Here is a 17,663-nt window from a genome sequence, read left to right as displayed (position 1 = left end):
CACGTTTGAACACAGTTAATTTTTATGGGGTGTCAGGGGTCGCAGGTTCAAATCCTGCTATGCCGACCAGCTTTTCCTTACCCTGTTCAATAAGTTAACTCTATCTACTATCATTCTTATCGCACATTAGTTTCATCGCACACTTGCTGCACCATATTTCAATAAAATTATTTTGTCCTTTCAGCGCCTTTTAGGGGAGGATTTATAGGACGACACCTAATAGCGCCTCTAATGAGTAGAATTGCTCTTAGATCTTAATTAGATGAAATTGAAGCCTGAAAGACTAGAAGGAATCTTTTTGTGAGAAGCGCCCCAAAACTAAACTCCACTATATTTAAAGAAGCTGAACAATACGTTAGCTTTTACTTTATGAACTATTACAACTGGAGAAGGCCACATAGTCATAACGATATGCAAGCTCCAGCAGTCGCAGAAGAAAAACTTAGTTCACTGTCCGGAATTAGTTGACCACTACAAGTTACAGGAAATGGACATTGGATCTAACTTAATTTTGAAGAGGAATAAGTTAGTACACAGAATAATTGCAATCGCAGAAAAAAGGATGCTGACTAGTCCTATTCTCAAAACCTTTAAACCTTTTTTATATTTTTTGCGTCTAAAGCCTCAACTCCTACATTGTTAACATAAAACTCAGTAAATAAAGTGTTAAGGATAATAATGAAACGTTTACTTGCACATTTAGTATCTATCATCATTCTATCGATTTCCCTTTCAGCTACTGCCTATGAGGTTTTACAGTGTGTTTCAGATAAATACATTTTTCCTAAAACACAAAAGAGTGGCTTATCAAACCCTGCCGAAAGAGGGAAGTATAAATTTGACGTGATTACCTACGGGGAAAAGCCATTTTTATTCTCTATTGATAAGCCCGACATAATTACTCCTACCATCACGCTACCAAGCTTTCTTGCTGAATATTCCAAAAATCAGGGCTATAAATATGACGCATACCATACATTTGAAAGCGCAAATTTAGCGCTAGATGGTAAAGTTTGGTTTCCTGATACTTCAGAGAAGAAGCCTGTTATTCTTTTAGTTCATGGCAATTCAGACCCAGGTTTTGATTATTTAGGTGAGTTGTTTTCTAGTCGCGGTTACGTCGTTGTTCAGGTAGATCAAACTTATTTAAATGGCTTAATGGGAGAAAGCGGCGCTCGTGGCTGGGTATTGTTGGAACACCTTAAGCTACTGCGTTCTTGGAATCGAAAACAGGATAGCATTTTTTATAACAAACTTGATTTGGAAAACATTGCATTAATTGGTATGTCTAGAGGAGGGGAAGCCGTCTCCTTAGCCTCTACATTCAATAATTTAAAAACCTTACCAAATAGCGATAAGCTTACAGAGTTTGGTTTCGGTATTAAATCGGTAGTCGCGTTAGCACCAATGGATGGTCAATATCAACATGCTAATGGCAAAAACATTCTAAGAAACACTAATTACTTAGTACTGCAAGGAGGGCACGATGCTGACGTTTATCAGTTTCTTGGTAGTCAGCAATGGCAAAGAACGTTATTTGATGACGGTAATGACTATGTAAAGTATTCAATTTACGTATATAAAGCTAACCACATAAATTTTAATCAAGATATGTCTAATGATACTCATTGGGGAGGAAGCAAAAGATTTTATAAAAAGCTATTGTCGCCTAAACAGCAAGAGCAGTTGACCAAAGTCTTTGTATCTGCCTTTATTGATCTCACTTTGTTAGGGAAGAAAGAATATGAAAATATACTAAGACGACCTCCAATCTCAGAGTTTGATCTTCCCAAGGACATCTATGTCTCTCGATATATAACTTCAGCTTTTCAAGTTATTGAGAACTTTGACATTCTCAATACAGATCGTAAAAGGTATAAGGTTTTGGTTGATGGCCAGGAGCAATTGGGCATGCCTTCAATTGTAAAGGAGCAATTAAGAGGTGGCGTAGATACACCAAACAATGTATTAGCTCTGAAACTCAAGAAACAAGTTGAAACTTCTTTTCAAGTTAAATTAGCGTCAATCGATGGCTTGACGATGAAAGATAAGTTTTTAACTTTTGCAATAGCAGTGTTGGACTCTGAAAAGAACAGAGAATGTAGCCCATATAATCTGTTGTCTGACATAAAAATAGAAATTCTCAATAAGTATGGCGTCGTAATTAATCAGAATTTTACTTCCCCAGGAAGCATTTCCCCGCTGTTAACTTCAGACTATTCAGAGCTGGAGAACAAAGATGTAAGTTATCCACCTACAGAGCCATTACTTCAGACCGTTGTTTTTCCTATCGAACTTATAGCAGAGAGTAGTAATACTGATGAGATAATATTAAATATTAGTTTTACGCCAAGCCAAAACATGTCAATCATCTTAGATGATATTAGCATTGCTCGCTAGACCAGGCGACCTTTTAAAAGCATACCGCAAAACGCTTTGCGTGAGAGTAGACACGATCATGGCACATTGACGCATGCGGGTGTAACTTTCCCATAAAGTTAAATAGTTTATAAGGAGAATTTCTACGATCAGCACAACAATGGTTACCTCTACTATTATGCAAGAACTGCAATACTGAGAATTTATAATGTGGTGGCCAAAAAGCATTGACCACTACACAACTTTCTCCAAAGCAGTAATAAAGCTTTATGGATTTGAGAACTTTGAAATCAAAAGTTTAATCCTGCAGAAATCAGCATCTAACTATTTGAAGACGCAAAACCTGAACGCTTCTTCCAACTCAACCGATTTCTGTATCGACAAAAGCGTTACTACCTTATCTAGCCTGGGTGAAAAATTCCTGATCAAGCAAGAATTGTAAAACCATACAGAGTGCCCAAATATAAGCTGAGTAATTTGCCGACAAGGGTTCAAGGCGAGATTGCTAATAGTGGACAACAATTGAAATTATAACTCTGCTCCTAGCCTCTATTTTCCAGTTAATTAGTAAAATGAAAATGAGGGATTCTTAACATACTTTATAGCTATAACGCCTTATAAGTCAGCTCTTTCACTGTAGTTTTCAACTAACAGCAGCAATCAAAAAACACAATATATTTACATTAAAGTAATAATACTGACAAATAACCAACCTAGTATTGCGTGACTTTCAATTAAGCACGGAGATTAAAATGAAATTCGCAATACTCATGCTTGCTGTCAGTGCGACTGCAAATGCAAACACCAACATATGTAGCAACTACGGTTGCCCAACTGGCACACCATCAAGTAATGATATCGTTGAGCGACCTATATATGTGCTTAGCAATAATCGCACAACAAAGTTTGCGGACTGGGTAGCATACAAAGTCACATCAAGCACAATTGATGGCCCAAGCCGTTCAAGGACTTGGAAATCTGACCCTAAAATTGCAAGTAGATACACGCTAGAGCCAAGTGACTACAGCGATGCATGGGCAACTATTCATACAGATAGAGGTCATCAAGTGCCTTTGGCATCGTTTTCCAATACATCCAATTGGAGCGATACTAACTATCTCTCGAACATTACCCCGCAATCATCAAACCTTAATCAAGGTCCATGGGTTAAATTAGAAAATGCAGTGAGAAGTTTAGTGCGAACAGGCGAAAATGCCTATGTGTTCACGGGTCCCTTGTATGAATATTACTTTGCTACCTTGCCTGGTGCTGATGAATCTCACACTATTCCGTCAGGCTACTTTAAGGTCGTTGTCACAATAGCAGGCTCAAATGTGAAGGCTTCTGCTTTTATCATGGAGCAAACTTCTGGTAGATATCTTGATTACTGCAAAACAGAAGTAACCATTGACGAAGTAGAGCAAAGAGCAGGCCTGAATATCCTACCTAGCCTGCCAAGCTATAAAGCCACCGACATTGAGGCTCGAGTCGGCGGTCTTAGCTCACAACTAGGCTGCTAATTATGACGGCTACCAGTTGGTAGCCCTTTAATTCACTTTGTAATTTGCTTCAAGGTATTTGCTCGATGAATACCCGCCTTATTTAAGGTTTAGGTTACATTACTTTTCATGCCATTTTACAGTTATGTTTTTGACTCGGAATTTCCCATTGGCCTGCCTGTCACAGCGGCTCTGCTTGGTTCGTTCAATATGAATGTTTGGCAGGTCTACCTGTGAGGCTTCCACTTCACTAAGTTGCTCTAAACACATAAGTTGTGTCACTTCACGGAGCGCATTATCTTCGACTAGATTTTCAACTAGACGTTTGCCTTTTGCCTTGTTCACCACATTACTGTCGCTTTTGTTCTTTGAATGAAACTTGGACATTGAAAACGTACTGCCTGCAGGATAAAACGAATAGTAGAAATGCTGTGGCTTATGGGTTTCAATCACAACTACGCCCTGCTTACCAAGTACCGAGAACTCCTCTTCAGTACTTTCAAATTTTAGTGCTGTGGTTTCATCCACACCAAAACCAAATTTTTGGCCGCTTTTTAGTGCTAACACCGCAAGCCTAAAACTTCTGCCTCTTTCACTAAAATGCGTATCTAAAACGCCAAAGGAAAAGACTCCTAAGCCACCTGTAGCATCATAAGTTAATGCATCGGCATTTAGCTTGCCACACCCACCATGCTTTTCGCAGTGTTGTACTGGAGCAGAGGCATTTATCGCGCCATTTAATATAGCTTCGACGCTGCTACCATTGGTGATCATGGGAACATTACCGAAGGCATTTTTTCCGCCACCCTGCACCGCTGTTCCGGCACTTGTACCGATAATTATCGGTATCTCCTTTAGAACTTCAGTCCAAGGATAAGGCGTTTGCTTATCGGTAGCATACATTACTAGCTTAGTGAGTGATTGATCACCGCCGTTAAACATGATCGCATCCGCATTTACCAACTGCTGTTTCACCTTCTCAATCCCTTGCTGGCAAAGATTATATTCGGTTAATGTTCTATCAGGATAAATGACTTCACGATTATAAACCCCATTGAGCTGGTTACGATAGCTATCTAGGTTTTCACAGTCATCGCGACTAAGTGCTGCGGCTAATGCTGGAGTAAGGGGGAACCATTGAGCATTAACATCGTAGCTTTGAAATAGCCCTTCATAGAAATCAGCAGACTCATAAGGATCACGAGAAGATGCAGTGACAAGCAGCAATCTTTTGGTTTTTGTCTTGCCAATGCGCTTAGCAATATCTTCTATGATTTCGGTGCTCGCTGGCTCATTATTTCCGTTAGTATTAACTATTTCAGGTATGCGGTTATGCTGATACAACAAGGGCAGTTCAAGCATATCGAAGAAGAAGTTATATTCTTTATCACTCCAACTGCGATATAAGCCTTCATCAAATTGTTTCGCATGCTGCACAAGCTGTAGTTTAGATAAGACTTTGTTCGATGGTAATTTCTTAAGCAGTTTAAGGGTGCGCCTAAGGTGCGCGCGATTGTTAGTTGGCCAACCTTTAGTGAATTTATTTATTGCCATTTCATCAACAGAAAACAGCGAATGTGTTTTCACAGCCGTTGAAAATTCGACATTTTCTGCACAATTTTTTGTGGCCATACTAGAGCAGGTTTTGAGTGCACCGCCAATCAAATAAAGTGTTTGTGCAGAAGAGGTTAAGCTGAAGAAAAGCGTACCCACAGTTAACACTGTGGTTATAAAAAATACAACATTCATGATAAATTCCAAACAAATTTGTTAAAAACGACTTGTCAGCACAAAAACGCTTGTGCTATAAATTTTAATGAACATTGCGAAGCGCAAGCTAGCACACGCTGGTTTGCATTGTCAAAAAACACGAGATGAAAATATGTTGAAGAATGCGTTCAAATTTGTTTGCTACTTCTACTCACCTCACTACCTTTCTGAGTGGTTCGACGAGTAGACACACGGTGTAAAGCCGTGGCGTTGTCTATTAATTGCAACCCCACTTCTTGATTTCTATAAAAATTAAACGGCTGGCTTAAGGCGTACTATCGCGATTATTTTTCGTAGTGGCGTGGTTTTTATCTGTCCAATTGAAACTGACCTATTGTTTTTAACGCTTTTTAAGCACAGACGATTGCGAAGTTTCAATGCGGTAGAGCAATAAACACAACAAATAAATTCTACAGCAACGCCATTCGCCTTTACCAAGCCGCTCATCAACAGAAAGTAGGTGAAGTAATGTACAACAAACTATTCGTAGCAATTTCAGCAGCCTTGGCTGCTTCAAGTTTTAATACTCATGCAGAAGAACAAACAGATCAAAACGTAAAAGCCGTTGAAAGAATTGAGGTCACAGGCTCTCGCATAAAAGGCGTTGATTTAGAAGGTACACAGCCCATTACTATCTTGAGCTCAGAAGACATAGACCGTTCAGGTGCTTCCTCAATTTTCGAGCTACTTCAAGACCTTCCTCAATTAAAAGGTGGCTCTGGCACATTCTCAACAAGCGAAAGTGGCAGTACGTCAACCTCAACACCCGCGGGGCAAGCAGCTGCCAGTTTACGAGGCATGGGTCCTTCAGCGACGTTAACCTTGATCAATGGTCGTCGTGTCGCGCCAAGCTCTTTTGCGGCGGGCACACAAAACTTTGTTGATGTAAACGCCATCCCCTTAGCGGCAATCGAACGAGTTGAGATCCTAGCGACTGGGGCATCCGCAATCTATGGAGCCGACGCCGTTGCGGGTGTGATTAACTATATTCTTAAAGACAATTACGATGGTGCAGAACTTGAGGTTAGCTATGGTAACAGTCTTGAAAGCTCTGATGAGGGCAAAACACAAGTCAATCTAATTTGGGGAACTGAAGTTGGTAATGGCAGCCTTATGTTGTTTGCAGATTTTTACGACCGAAACCAATTTAACGCAACAGATAGAGACTTCTTAGCAACACCCAACTTAGTTAACGGATATTCTTATCTTCCTAAACTCAACAATACGCCTAATATTTATTATTACAGCAGTCGCGACGGTAATGAGCTTCCATCACCTGGCTGTATGAGCCAGCTGGTTACCACTGAGTATGGGGAGCAGATCTGTGCTTACTATGGTAATCAAGATGATGTCCTAAGCACACCATTTGAGAGTATGTCTGGTGGTGCAATGCTCAATCAGCAGGTTGGCGAGTTAACTTGGAAAACTGAATTTTTTATCAGTAAAACAAAATCAACCGCTTATTCAACCCCAGCCGCAATCAATCAGATTGATGACAGTGAAGGTCCGTGGGTGAGAGAGGATGCCCTCTTCATTTATAGCGACGCAAGCGGTAACAACTCGCTACTTGATTCACTTTACATCGACCCATTCGACACACAACTTGGACAGGAGCAATGGGGGTTTCAGTTTGATGCTCGCTTTACCTCACCCCGCACCATTAAAGTCGAAAGCCAAAATATGCGATTGGTTTCAAGCCTAGAAGGGCAGCTAGGCGAATGGGATTGGGTATCTGGGATTATGTTCTCTGAATCTAAATCAGATCAGGTGGCCACCGATGGGGTATACAATCGTTATAAGTTTCATGCCGCTTTGGCCGGGGAGCTATGTGGTGATGGGAACATTGCCAGCATTAACGACGGCCAGTTAAGCTGTGCTAATAGTAACCTGCTCGACTTTTATAACCCATTCTTAGTAGGCAATGCCCCTAACGATGCAACACTTGCACTTACCAAAGCACGTCCAACCCGAGAAGGTACAAGCCGTATTTACAGCTGGGATTTTACTGTATCGGGTGAGCTCTTTTCTTGGCAAGATATCGCGGTACAGTCCTCATTTGGTGTCGAAGCACGAAAAGAAGAGCTGTCGGACACCCCTTCAAATGATGCGGTTGCAGATGCTGCCAACGATTACTTAGTTGATGTATTTGGTTATGGCTCTAGCATCGCGGACGCAAAAAGAACGCAGCTAGGTGCATTTGTAGAGCTATACATTCCAGTAACAGAAACAGTAGAAATGCAGGTGGCTGGACGATATGACCACTTTGACGACTTTGGTTCAACTTTTAATCCAAAAATCGGCATAAGCTATCGCCCTACTGATACCCTAATGTTACGAGCAGGTTGGTCTACTTCTTTTAGAGCACCGTCTTTAACGCAGGCGGGGGTTAAGCTGAGAACAACGACTTCAACTTTCGATTGCGGCGCGAATCAAGCTGTCGCCGATCTGTATTGTGAGGGTGATGGCACGCAAGTTACGGTTAACTCCTTAGAGCTTGGTAACAGCCAACTTAATGCCGAAGAGTCTGAATCTATTTCTCTAGGTTTAGCCTGGAGCCCAACTCGAGATACCACTATCGCGATTGATTACTGGCAATTTGAATATACCGACGTTATTGATACAAATATGACCGCTGTACTCAGTCGTGCGATTACAGATCCGTCGTTGCGTCATTGTGGCCTTGTGCCTGATGGTCAGATGGGTATTTCGTATGATGAAGATGTGTGTAGCGTAACCGATACACAAGGTTTAAGCATAGATCAAAGCGGCGCTGATCTAAGCGAAATTTTGGCGGCTTATATCAATGAATTTGACCCTCGCGCTCAAAGCCTACAACTATATCGCGATCATGTTATTCAATTAGAGAACACAGGTAGCCAAGATATTGCTGGGTTGGACATTAAATTTAATCATAGATTTAGATTTGATAACGCTGACTTAACCGTGAAACTGGATGCAACTCATTACCTTGAATACGAACGCAATAAACCTGGTTCTGATCTGAGTGAAGAACTTGTTGGTACCTTTAGATACCCTGAAAATATAGGCAGAGTTTCAGTGACTTATAACGCTGATAATTTTTATATCTCGCTGGGTGCAAACTATACTAACAGTTATGAGGACGACATCGAAGGGCTACGTGGTCGAGAAATCGACGAGTTAGCTGAACTTGGGCAACTCGATAGCGAAGGGAAACGAGATGTTGATAGCTGGACAGTGGTTGATGTTAGTGCGGGTTATGAGTTCTCAGAGCACCTAAAAGTGAGGCTCAGTATTGATAATCTTTTCGATAAAAAGCCGCCAGTGGTTTATGGCTCATCGCGAGGCTTCGATTCAATCAATCACAACGCGTTAGGCACTAACTATACTCTCGGATTAACTTACCAGTTCTAATGGAGAAATGGGGGTAACCCCATTTTCGTTCTTTATATGCGAAAAACTATAAAAATGCCTGACGCATTCGTTATTTTGCTGGTGATTGCAGGGCTGTGCTATGCGGTGTCACACTTTATTTTGCCCGGCTCGTTCGAGCTATCAGGAACTAATGATACCGTTGCACTTTCACAGTTTTCACAAGCACAAACACTCGCTCCTTTACCTTTGTTTGCCACTCAAGGTGAAGCAGGATTGTTCAACGTGCTATTTGAGGGGCTCGTGAGTGGCGACAGAAATGGAGCCGCTATTGGGGTTATTGCTTTTATCCTAATAACAGGTGGTGCATTTGGCGTGTTAATGCAGACCAAAGCAATAGATAATGGCATTATGGCGCTGATCAATTCTACACAAAGGATTGATTGGCTATTTATCCCTAGTCTGTTCATCACCTTTGCTTTGGGTGGTGCCATATTCGGCATGGGTGAAGAGGCTATCGCATTTTGTATTGTGCTTTACCCTATCATGATGAGGCTTGGCTATAACGCCCAAGTTACCGTGCTTGTGACTTATGTTGCAACGCAAATCGGGTTTGCTACTTCCCCCATGAACCCTTTTAGCATTGCCATTGCACAAAGTATCGCTCAGTTACCGGTATTCTCAGGCGCAGAGTTTAGGGTTGCTCTCACCACCCTATTCACATTCGTCGGACTGGTTTTTACGGTGCGCTACGCTGCAAAAGTACGAAAAAATCATGAGGATATCATTGCAAGTACTTCGCCCACGGAGCTACAACTTGTTGATAAGGCGTTATTGCTTGCGTTTTTCATGGTAATTATTTGGGTCATTTACGGTGTGACTGCAAAAGGGTACTACATCCCTGAACTTGCCACTCAGTTTTTTGTGCTGGGGCTGGTCATCGCCCTAATCGCTAAATTGGGAGGACGCCAGTCTATTAGCCAATCAGTGGCAGCATTTAAAACAGGAAGCGCAGATCTGCTGCCAGCAGCTTTGCTAGTTGGTCTCGCCAAGGGGCTTGTACTATTACTAGGCGGGAGCGATCTCCAAACACCTTCAATCTTAAATACTGTGCTTTATTATGCGGCTACCTTAATAACCCAAGTCCCTGATGCGTTGGCAGCTTGGTTTATGTATGTATTCCAATCTTTATTCAACTTCTTTGTTTCTTCGGGCTCCGGACAAGCAGCTATTACTATGCCCATTATGGCACCTCTTTCAGACTTAATTGGTGTTTCTCGACAAACTTCTGTACTGGCTTTTCAGCTTGGAGATGGACTGAGCAACATCATTATCCCAACCTCAGCAAGCTTAATTGGCTGCTTAGGGGTTGTTAAACTTTCTTGGAACGATTGGGTGCAGTTTATTTGGCGCTTTATGTTACTTCTTTTCACATTAGCAAGTGTGGTCACCATATTTGCTCACTTAACAAATTACCAATAAATTTATGCTAACACTTATTAAAAATGTTGAGCTTTTTACGCCTAAAAAGCTCGGAAAGCGTGATGTCCTTTTTGCTGGGAAAACAATCCTCGCAATCGAGGAGGATATCGAAATAAACAGCAACTTGGAGTTCGCTATCGTTGACGGACAGGGATTTATATTAGCCCCCGGATTTGTCGACTCTTTAGTACATTTTAGTGGCGGTGGTGGCGAAGCGGGTTTTGCGAGCCGTACCCCGCAAATGAACCTCACTGATGCAACGCTATATGGGATCACGACTGTCATTGGCGCACTTGGCACCGATGATGTCAGCCGAACACATACCGATCTAGTTGCTAAAGCGAAAGGGTTAAAACAAGAGGGGTTGAACGCCTTTTGCCATACAGGCTCTTACCACTTGCCAATAAAAACGCTTGGTCACAGTATCCGTCACGACATTATGTATATCGACGAAATCATCGGAGTTGGGGAAGTTGCAATCGCCGATCATCGAGGTACGCAGCCTTCGGTAAAAGAGCTTACAACCATTGCAGCAGAAGCGAGAACTGCAGGCCTATTGAGTGGCAAACGTGGTACTGTTTCCATTCACGTTGGAACAGGTGTTGAGCACTTACAGCTTCTCCATGAAGTAGCACTGTCTAGTGAAATACCGCTCAGTCAGTTTTACCCAACTCATATGAATCGAAATGCCGAATTGCTAACTGCGGGGGTTGCATTTTGCAAAGCTGGCGGAACCATCGACTTTACCACTAGCACCACCGAGTACGACTTAGCCAATGGTGAGCTAGCAGCAGCCGAGGCGTTGGCATATTGCTTAGACAAAGGCGTGAACGCACAGCAATTGACCATGAGCTCCGACGGACATGCAAGCTTACCAATTTATAATGAACAAAATCATTTAATTGGATTTGAAGTGGGTTCAGAGTCTTCGCTGCTTGGGTCGTTCCAGCAAGCGGTGCAGCAATTTAATGTGCCACTTGATTTAGCTTTGCAATCTATTACGTCCAATCCAGCGAGGATTTTAGGGTTAAATAAAGGTGAGATCTCTGTCGGTAGTGACGCCGATCTTGTTTTGCTCGACGCAAACACGCTAACGCCACATAGCGTTTGGTGTAACGGTCAAAAAATGGTTGAAAGTCATAAGCCACTAGTCAGCGGTTTCTTCTCTTAAAGTTTAGCAGGTAGCACTATGCTGCCTGCTAATTTACGGAAGTTTTAAAAGTAATCAACCAGCTCGTACCTTACCCGAGCCTCAGGACAAATCAAAAATAGCTATACAACATAAGTGCCCCAGCACCAAACATAACTACATTTTCAGTTAGTGATATAAAGCCTAAGGGCACATCAGTGTCACCACCAACGCATGCACACTTAAGCGCTCTTTTATCAATGTATACGGCCTTAAACACCGAGATTGCGCCTATAAACCCTATGAATATTGCCACTGGTGCATAATAAATGGCAGGCAAAGTTGTTAGCATACAAACGCCGGCATATAACTCCAAGTAAGGGTAAGCATACGCGTATTTTAGATGATGCATCGCTAACAAGTCGTAAGTGATAAAAGAGTTTGTAAAGCTATGAACATCGCGTATCTTTTGTACCGCGAGTAACAGCATGGAAAACCCAATAAAGGGCATTACCCATTCTACAAGATTATCGGCAGGAAATTGTGTCGCGAATGTGACCAGCAGCGCGACTAAAAATATTGAAAGTACTGGCCAGTATACGTTTTTCTTTTCCTTATGTAACGGCTTGCCTAGATATCGGCGTAGCGCTTCATAGCCGCCAATATGTTGATCGTTAATAAATATTTGTGGTGTAGTGTCAACGTTATGAGTGGCTTTAAATTCATCCGTCTGTTCCCTTGACTTGAGCACTCTGTCATCTACAGAAAAACCCTCTCGTGAAAGCAAATCCTTAGCCCTGAGACCAAAAGGGCAAATGTGCGATGAGGTATGCATTCGGTAAAGTGTTGCATTTTTCAATGGTGGCCCTCCCTATTCTATTACAAACATAAGTAGAAATTACCGACCGAGTAAATCAGCTAAGAAAAATCTGCCGACATTAACGCAATTTCAGCTTAATGATTGTAACTAAAGCGAATTCCATACCACCTTTCATTACACTCAATAACATGAAAGCGGGTTGGATTTATTGATGTATCACAATCAAATTAATCTCGGTTAAGGTAACCATAGATAAACCTGATCTTGGTCAGCAAACCTTTTATTAAACCAAGGTTCGGTTAAAAAAACCTTCTGACTATAAAGTCTTAGACTTATATTTCGCCTTGTCTTTAGCTACCGAGATAAAAACAAATGTCAAAAATAATGGGTAGGGAAATAAAGTTAGGCAAACACAGTGTATTGCTTTCAACAACGGATCTTGACAGTCGAATTACATACGCAAATCAGTCATTTTGTGACATCGCGGGTTTTAGCATTGAAGAAATGCTTGGTCAGCCGCACAACTTAGTTCGTAATCAGGATATGCCAAAAGCGGCATTTAGAAATATGTGGTCTACTATTCAAAACGGTCAATCTTGGATGGGACCGGTTAAAAACTTAACAAAAAATGGGGATTACTATTGGGTAAACGCATTCGTCACACCAATTAAAGACGAGAGAGGCAACATAGTTGAATACCAATCTGTAAGAACTTGCCCTTCTCCCGAAATAATTAAACGCGCAGAAAATGCTTATCGCACTCTTGATAGCCAACAAAAAACGAGCCGCTATGACAGCACGCGACTCTCATTTATTTTATTGCTTTTCGTCGCGATAACTTTGCCTCTAGCGTCACTATTAAACAACCATTGGTTTACCCTGCTACCATTGGCTCTGTTATGCATCACGATTGCGTTAACCGCACGTTTTCGTTCTAAATATAAAGCTTTGCTCACACAAGCTAAAACGATTTTTGATAATGATTTAATGTCTGTGATATACGGTCAATCTCGAGACAGAGTTGCCGATATTACACTGGCATTCGAAATGCAAAAGGCGAAAATTTCTGCGGTAGTAGGTCGAGTGAACGATGTATCTGTTCGAGTAAGTGAAAATGCAAAACTTACCACACAAAGCGGTCAATTTGTTGCCGAGTTATTAAAGCAGCAAACAAGCGAGGCAAAAGAAATGGTTGTTTGCATGGACGAGTTTTCGCAAACGATTGATGAACTTTCAGAAAACGTAAACCATGCTGCAGATGCAGCCAATAATTCAGAGCACCAGGCTGGGCTTGGTAAAGCCGCAGTAAAGGATGTTATCGATTCTATTCACTATCTTGATGAGCATTTAATGGAAGTGAACAATGCCGTAAATCGCTTAGTCTCAGGAAATGATCGCATTCAAAATATTCTTAGTGTTATCAACTCTATTGCCGATCAAACCAACTTGCTTGCGCTAAATGCCGCAATTGAAGCCGCCCGAGCGGGCGATCATGGCCGAGGATTCTCAGTTGTTGCAGACGAGGTTCGCACACTTGCACAGCGCACACAAACTTCCACAGAAGAAATAACGCAATTACTTAAAGAGCTAAATGATATTTCCAGCTCCGCTGTTGAGTCAGTGCAAAAAAGTAATAGTCTATCAAATCAAAGTGTTGACCTTGCAAAAAATAACGGTTCAAGCCTTGATACCATTCAAAGCCATGTCATGCATTTAGCCGATTTAAATCGCAGTGTTGCCGCCGCCATTGAACAACAAAGTTGTGTGGTAAAACAAATAAGCATAAACGTTGACAGCGTGACTACGCTCGCAGAGAGAGGCACAGAACACGGCGAGAAATCTTTTACTTTAAGTCAAGAGTTACTAAGTCAAATTGAGCAGCAAACACGCCTAATTCAACAGTTTTCTCAAACATGAGAAAACCAAATAGACCACAACTTATTATTTGCGTAATTCAGAGCCAAATAGACGCTTAGATATCAGTGGACCTCAGTATTTAATTGGATACCTTGGGTCCACTGACCTTGCAGCTAAATACAGTACTATAGTTCGGCCTCAAGAATGGCGAGTGCGTCCTTTTCTGCCTGTTTCACATTGCCATCGGCTTCAATAACACGCACGGCTAAGTCTTTCGCAAGTTGACGCATCGGCTCATCGATAATGTTATTCATGCGGTGTTGCACATAAGCTTCAATGTCATTATTTTTTATCGCTACAACAGATTTTGAAAGGCTATCTTCGATGTAATCGTCTAATGCGATTGCAGAGTTCCACTGCAGACTTTTTGCCCACTTTCTCACAACATGTTTTTCACTTTCACTGATAACGCCATCAACACCAATAAATAATAATGCGATATCAATTAGGGCTTCTTTTTGCATCTGATCGACACAAATACCTGTGTCAAAGTGATTGAGTAGCTGTTCAAATTTCATAATTCTTCCTTAACCCTTTTCTGCAAGACAAGATCACAGATATTTCAAGACGGAACAAAAAACGCTAAGATTTAAACATATGCTAACTTTTTCCATTTGTCATATTAAAAAAGTGCAAGTTCAATTACATCACATTCCGTAGGCCGTAAAAAAGTCGAAAAAATAAGAAGGCTCCACTTATTACATTTCATTTTTCACAATTAAAAAGTTCCCAAACACTGCCAACATTATCACCTCTATCGCTAAAAAGCGTCATGCCTGCAAAGCAACACCTCTAATACATACTACTAAAGAAGCAGCCTTTAGAGAAAACATCAATTATAAAGTTTGATTTAGTAAGAAAAGATCATTACCTCCACAATTGATTCATTTTGTTGAAATAATTTGCACACTCTCAGAATCAATCAAAGAAAAATAGGAACAACAATGAAAGAGTTAAAACTAGGAATGAACTTATCATTTTTCATTTCCCTTTCTATTATAGCGTTTACCTTACTTGTTCTAGATGCCTTAATCGTGTCAGAAAGAATCAGCATGGTTTCTTTTGTCCAATTAACGCTATCTGCTGCAATCATGTTTTATATTGTTACAGGGCTATGGGCAATATTCAGTGGTCAAAGTAGAGTAATCATCTGCAATCAAGGCGTGGTTTATCACAGCCTGTTAGGCCAAAAGCACTATATTCCAGCAGAAGAAGTGGAAAAAATCTCTGTGGAACGATTACTTTGGTTTAGTTATACCAAGCTTTATCTAACAAGCGGTGTACTAAGAATTTGGTCTTTCAAACCCAACCTTGCGCAACAACAAAGCCTTAAACTACTGGGATATATTTAATTCCAAGTTTATTGGTGTGTAGTAGACCTTATAAAGTTGCTTTCAAAACGAGGCATTGAGTAAGATAACCTAAATTTATAACGAGGTTATTATGCAAAGACAATATGCTATAGGTACGCCCGGTGTACCTTGGACTTCCAAAGAAAAAACATTGTGGTTGGAAAGCCAATCGGTCAAACGCTCATACTCTGAAGAGGTCGTAACTCAAATAGAAGCGCTCAAGCACGTTTTTGACATCACCGAGTATGGTCAGCTTGACTACCCCAACCAAACTTATTCTCTATATGCATTAACAACAAAAAACTGGCAGCAAAACAAACCGACCATACTCGTTACCGGTGGCGTGCATGGCTATGAAACAAGTGGTGTACATGGTGCGCTCGCTTTTGCAAAATCAGAAGCACAACAATATGAACAGGCTTATAATTTCATTATTTTGCCTTGCTTAAGTCCTTGGGGCTATGAAACGATAAACCGCTGGAATCCAGAAGCCGTTGACCCTAATCGCTCTTTTTATGCGGATAGTCCAGCACCTGAATCTCGATCAGCAATGGATTTTGTCAATAAGAAAGCAGCAGATATTCTGTGTCATGTTGATTTACATGAAACCACAGATTCTGATAATTCTGAATTCCGCCCTGCATTGGCAGCAAGAGATGGTAAAGAGAATCACAATTGGAACATTCCTGACGGTTTCTATTTAGTTGGACATACTCAAAAACCGGAAGCTAAATTTCAAAAACGCATTATCGAAGAAGTGGCTGCGGTAACGCAAATTGCCGACGCCGATGAGCATGGGCAGCTAATAGGTGTTGATTTAGAACAGTACGGTGTAATAAATTATGATGGCACTGCGCTAGGCTTATGTATGGGTATGACAGATGCCGCTTTTGTAACAACAACTGAAGTTTACCCTGATGGTCAAAACGCAACACCAGAAAACTGTATCGCGGGTCAAGTGGCAGCAATTAGAGGGGCCATTAAGTACTTACAAAGCGAGAGCCTATAAGATTTAAGAAGGTGTGGTTTGTTAAACCACACCTAGGAGAATGGACAGAACCTACCAAATTGTCATATTGCGCAGCGTTAAACTTTTCCGACGAAAACAACACAAACTGCTATAATAAAGCCTAATTCGCTAAGTCTTCCTTACCGCTAACCACCCCAAAGATTTCTTTAAATGAAGTTGGTTTTTGCAAAATACTCACTGGAATATGCAATGCTCTTGCGATATCGCTAGCTGAGATCATACCTCTTAGTCCTTCCGGACCAACCAATAAAACGTGCTGCAATCCTAAACTCTGTAATGTTTCAAGCACATCCCCTATCGTACTTTTAGCAACCATTTCATAGGGAACAGCATAGAGCTCTTCTTTTGTCACCATCACATCTTCAACGCACACATCTTCTCTCGACACCTGTTTTCTTTGTGCAACACTTAAGACCTTTCTGCCGGTGAGGTCACGACAGTTTACCACTCCCAAGAAATTATCATCTTCGTCAACAACGAGTTTTGAGCGCACATGGCCATTTTTCATCATGTATAAAGCATGATCAATATCGACGTCTTTTGCTATCACCTGAGGCTGCCTGCGAGTAAAGTCGGTCACCACCTTAACCGCACTACTGTCCATATTTAACGGTTCTGAATCGAAGTGATCACAAAGCTGAAATACTCCTTCCAACTTAACGGTTTTTAACGCTTTGTATTGGCCCATTTTATACTCCTGCTTTTATAAAGCCCTTCGAAAGTCTGGTTTTTATGTTGCTGTGAACAATCCACAACTAAAAATAAAAAGAACAACCAGTGTAAAGGCAGTAAAAAATTATTTTAGGTAACTGGAAAAGTAAGAGAGATCACGAAAGTTCGAGCACATGAGAGCGAATCTCACACCTCTCTAATTAAAATATGGTTTATACAGTGCATATATTCAAGTCAATGAAGTCTAAAACTCCTGTAATCT

Annotated in this window: 12 protein-coding genes; 8 read left to right on the top strand and 4 right to left on the bottom strand. The window is 41.2% G+C overall.

Annotated elements, in window-relative coordinates; all coding sequences use genetic code 11:
- Positions 1–678: 678 nt before the first annotated feature.
- Together CTT31_RS19220 and CTT31_RS19215 are read left to right on the top strand one after the other, a co-directional pair.
- A complete protein-coding gene (locus CTT31_RS19220) occupies positions 679–2,400 on the top strand; it encodes an alpha/beta hydrolase (protein ID WP_188249508.1) in 1,722 nt (573 codons plus the stop codon).
- Positions 2,401–3,131: 731 nt separating this feature from the next.
- Complete coding sequence (locus CTT31_RS19215; RefSeq protein ID WP_260492808.1) at positions 3,132–3,899, top strand: DNA/RNA non-specific endonuclease; 768 nt, start codon at positions 3,132–3,134, stop codon at positions 3,897–3,899.
- Positions 3,900–3,998: 99 nt separating this feature from the next.
- Here CTT31_RS19215 and CTT31_RS19210 read toward each other — a convergent pair whose 3' ends face one another.
- Positions 3,999–5,627 carry a cyanophycinase gene (locus CTT31_RS19210; RefSeq protein ID WP_260492807.1) on the bottom strand — a complete coding sequence of 543 codons (1,629 nt, stop codon included), beginning with the start codon at positions 5,625–5,627 and terminating at the stop codon, positions 3,999–4,001.
- Between the two features lie 489 nt (positions 5,628–6,116).
- Here CTT31_RS19210 and CTT31_RS19205 point away from each other — a divergent pair, with 489 nt between their 5' ends.
- From CTT31_RS19205 to iadA, 3 genes are read left to right on the top strand one after another with little or no spacing between them, the layout of a single operon-like run.
- On the top strand, positions 6,117–9,041 hold the full coding sequence (locus CTT31_RS19205; protein ID WP_260492806.1) for a TonB-dependent receptor domain-containing protein: 2,925 nt from the start codon (positions 6,117–6,119) through the stop codon (positions 9,039–9,041).
- A 36-nt stretch (positions 9,042–9,077) separates the two neighbouring features.
- Positions 9,078–10,481: a putative basic amino acid antiporter YfcC gene (gene yfcC, locus CTT31_RS19200; protein WP_260492805.1), complete on the top strand. Its 1,404-nt coding sequence runs from the start codon at positions 9,078–9,080 to the stop codon at positions 10,479–10,481.
- Positions 10,482–10,485: 4 nt separating this feature from the next.
- Positions 10,486–11,652 (top strand): beta-aspartyl-peptidase, encoded by a 1,167-nt coding sequence (gene iadA / locus CTT31_RS19195; protein WP_260492804.1) that lies wholly within the window; start codon positions 10,486–10,488, stop codon positions 11,650–11,652.
- Between the two features lie 91 nt (positions 11,653–11,743).
- Here iadA and CTT31_RS19190 read toward each other — a convergent pair whose 3' ends face one another.
- Positions 11,744–12,445 (bottom strand): MauE/DoxX family redox-associated membrane protein, encoded by a 702-nt coding sequence (locus tag CTT31_RS19190; protein WP_260492969.1) that lies wholly within the window; start codon positions 12,443–12,445, stop codon positions 11,744–11,746.
- Between the two features lie 357 nt (positions 12,446–12,802).
- Here CTT31_RS19190 and CTT31_RS19185 point away from each other — a divergent pair, with 357 nt between their 5' ends.
- Positions 12,803–14,347, top strand: coding sequence for a methyl-accepting chemotaxis protein (locus CTT31_RS19185; protein WP_260492803.1), 1,545 nt, complete (start codon positions 12,803–12,805; stop codon positions 14,345–14,347).
- A gap of 125 nt (positions 14,348–14,472) precedes the next feature.
- On the opposite strand, the gene CTT31_RS19180 is transcribed toward CTT31_RS19185, so the two are convergent.
- Entirely contained in the window at positions 14,473–14,865 is a 393-nt protein-coding gene (locus CTT31_RS19180; protein WP_039491593.1) for a tellurite resistance TerB family protein, read from the bottom strand.
- Positions 14,866–15,291: 426 nt separating this feature from the next.
- On the opposite strand from CTT31_RS19180, the gene CTT31_RS19175 reads away from it, so the two are divergent.
- Positions 15,292–15,699: a hypothetical protein gene (locus CTT31_RS19175; protein ID WP_010374784.1), complete on the top strand. Its 408-nt coding sequence runs from the start codon at positions 15,292–15,294 to the stop codon at positions 15,697–15,699.
- 91 nt (positions 15,700–15,790) lie between these two features.
- Positions 15,791–16,708 (top strand): M14 family metallopeptidase, encoded by a 918-nt coding sequence (locus tag CTT31_RS19170; protein WP_260492802.1) that lies wholly within the window; start codon positions 15,791–15,793, stop codon positions 16,706–16,708.
- 121 nt (positions 16,709–16,829) lie between these two features.
- On the opposite strand, the gene CTT31_RS19165 is transcribed toward CTT31_RS19170, so the two are convergent.
- Complete coding sequence (locus CTT31_RS19165; RefSeq protein ID WP_039491599.1) at positions 16,830–17,417, bottom strand: CBS domain-containing protein; 588 nt, start codon at positions 17,415–17,417, stop codon at positions 16,830–16,832.
- Positions 17,418–17,663: the final 246 nt, after the last annotated feature.

It is taken from the genome of Pseudoalteromonas maricaloris (assembly GCF_024746855.1).
In the GTDB taxonomy this organism is placed as follows: Bacteria; Pseudomonadota; Gammaproteobacteria; order Enterobacterales; family Alteromonadaceae; genus Pseudoalteromonas; species Pseudoalteromonas maricaloris.
The sequence above is the reverse complement of the archived record's forward strand: the minus strand, read 5'-3'. Positions and strand labels throughout refer to the sequence as shown.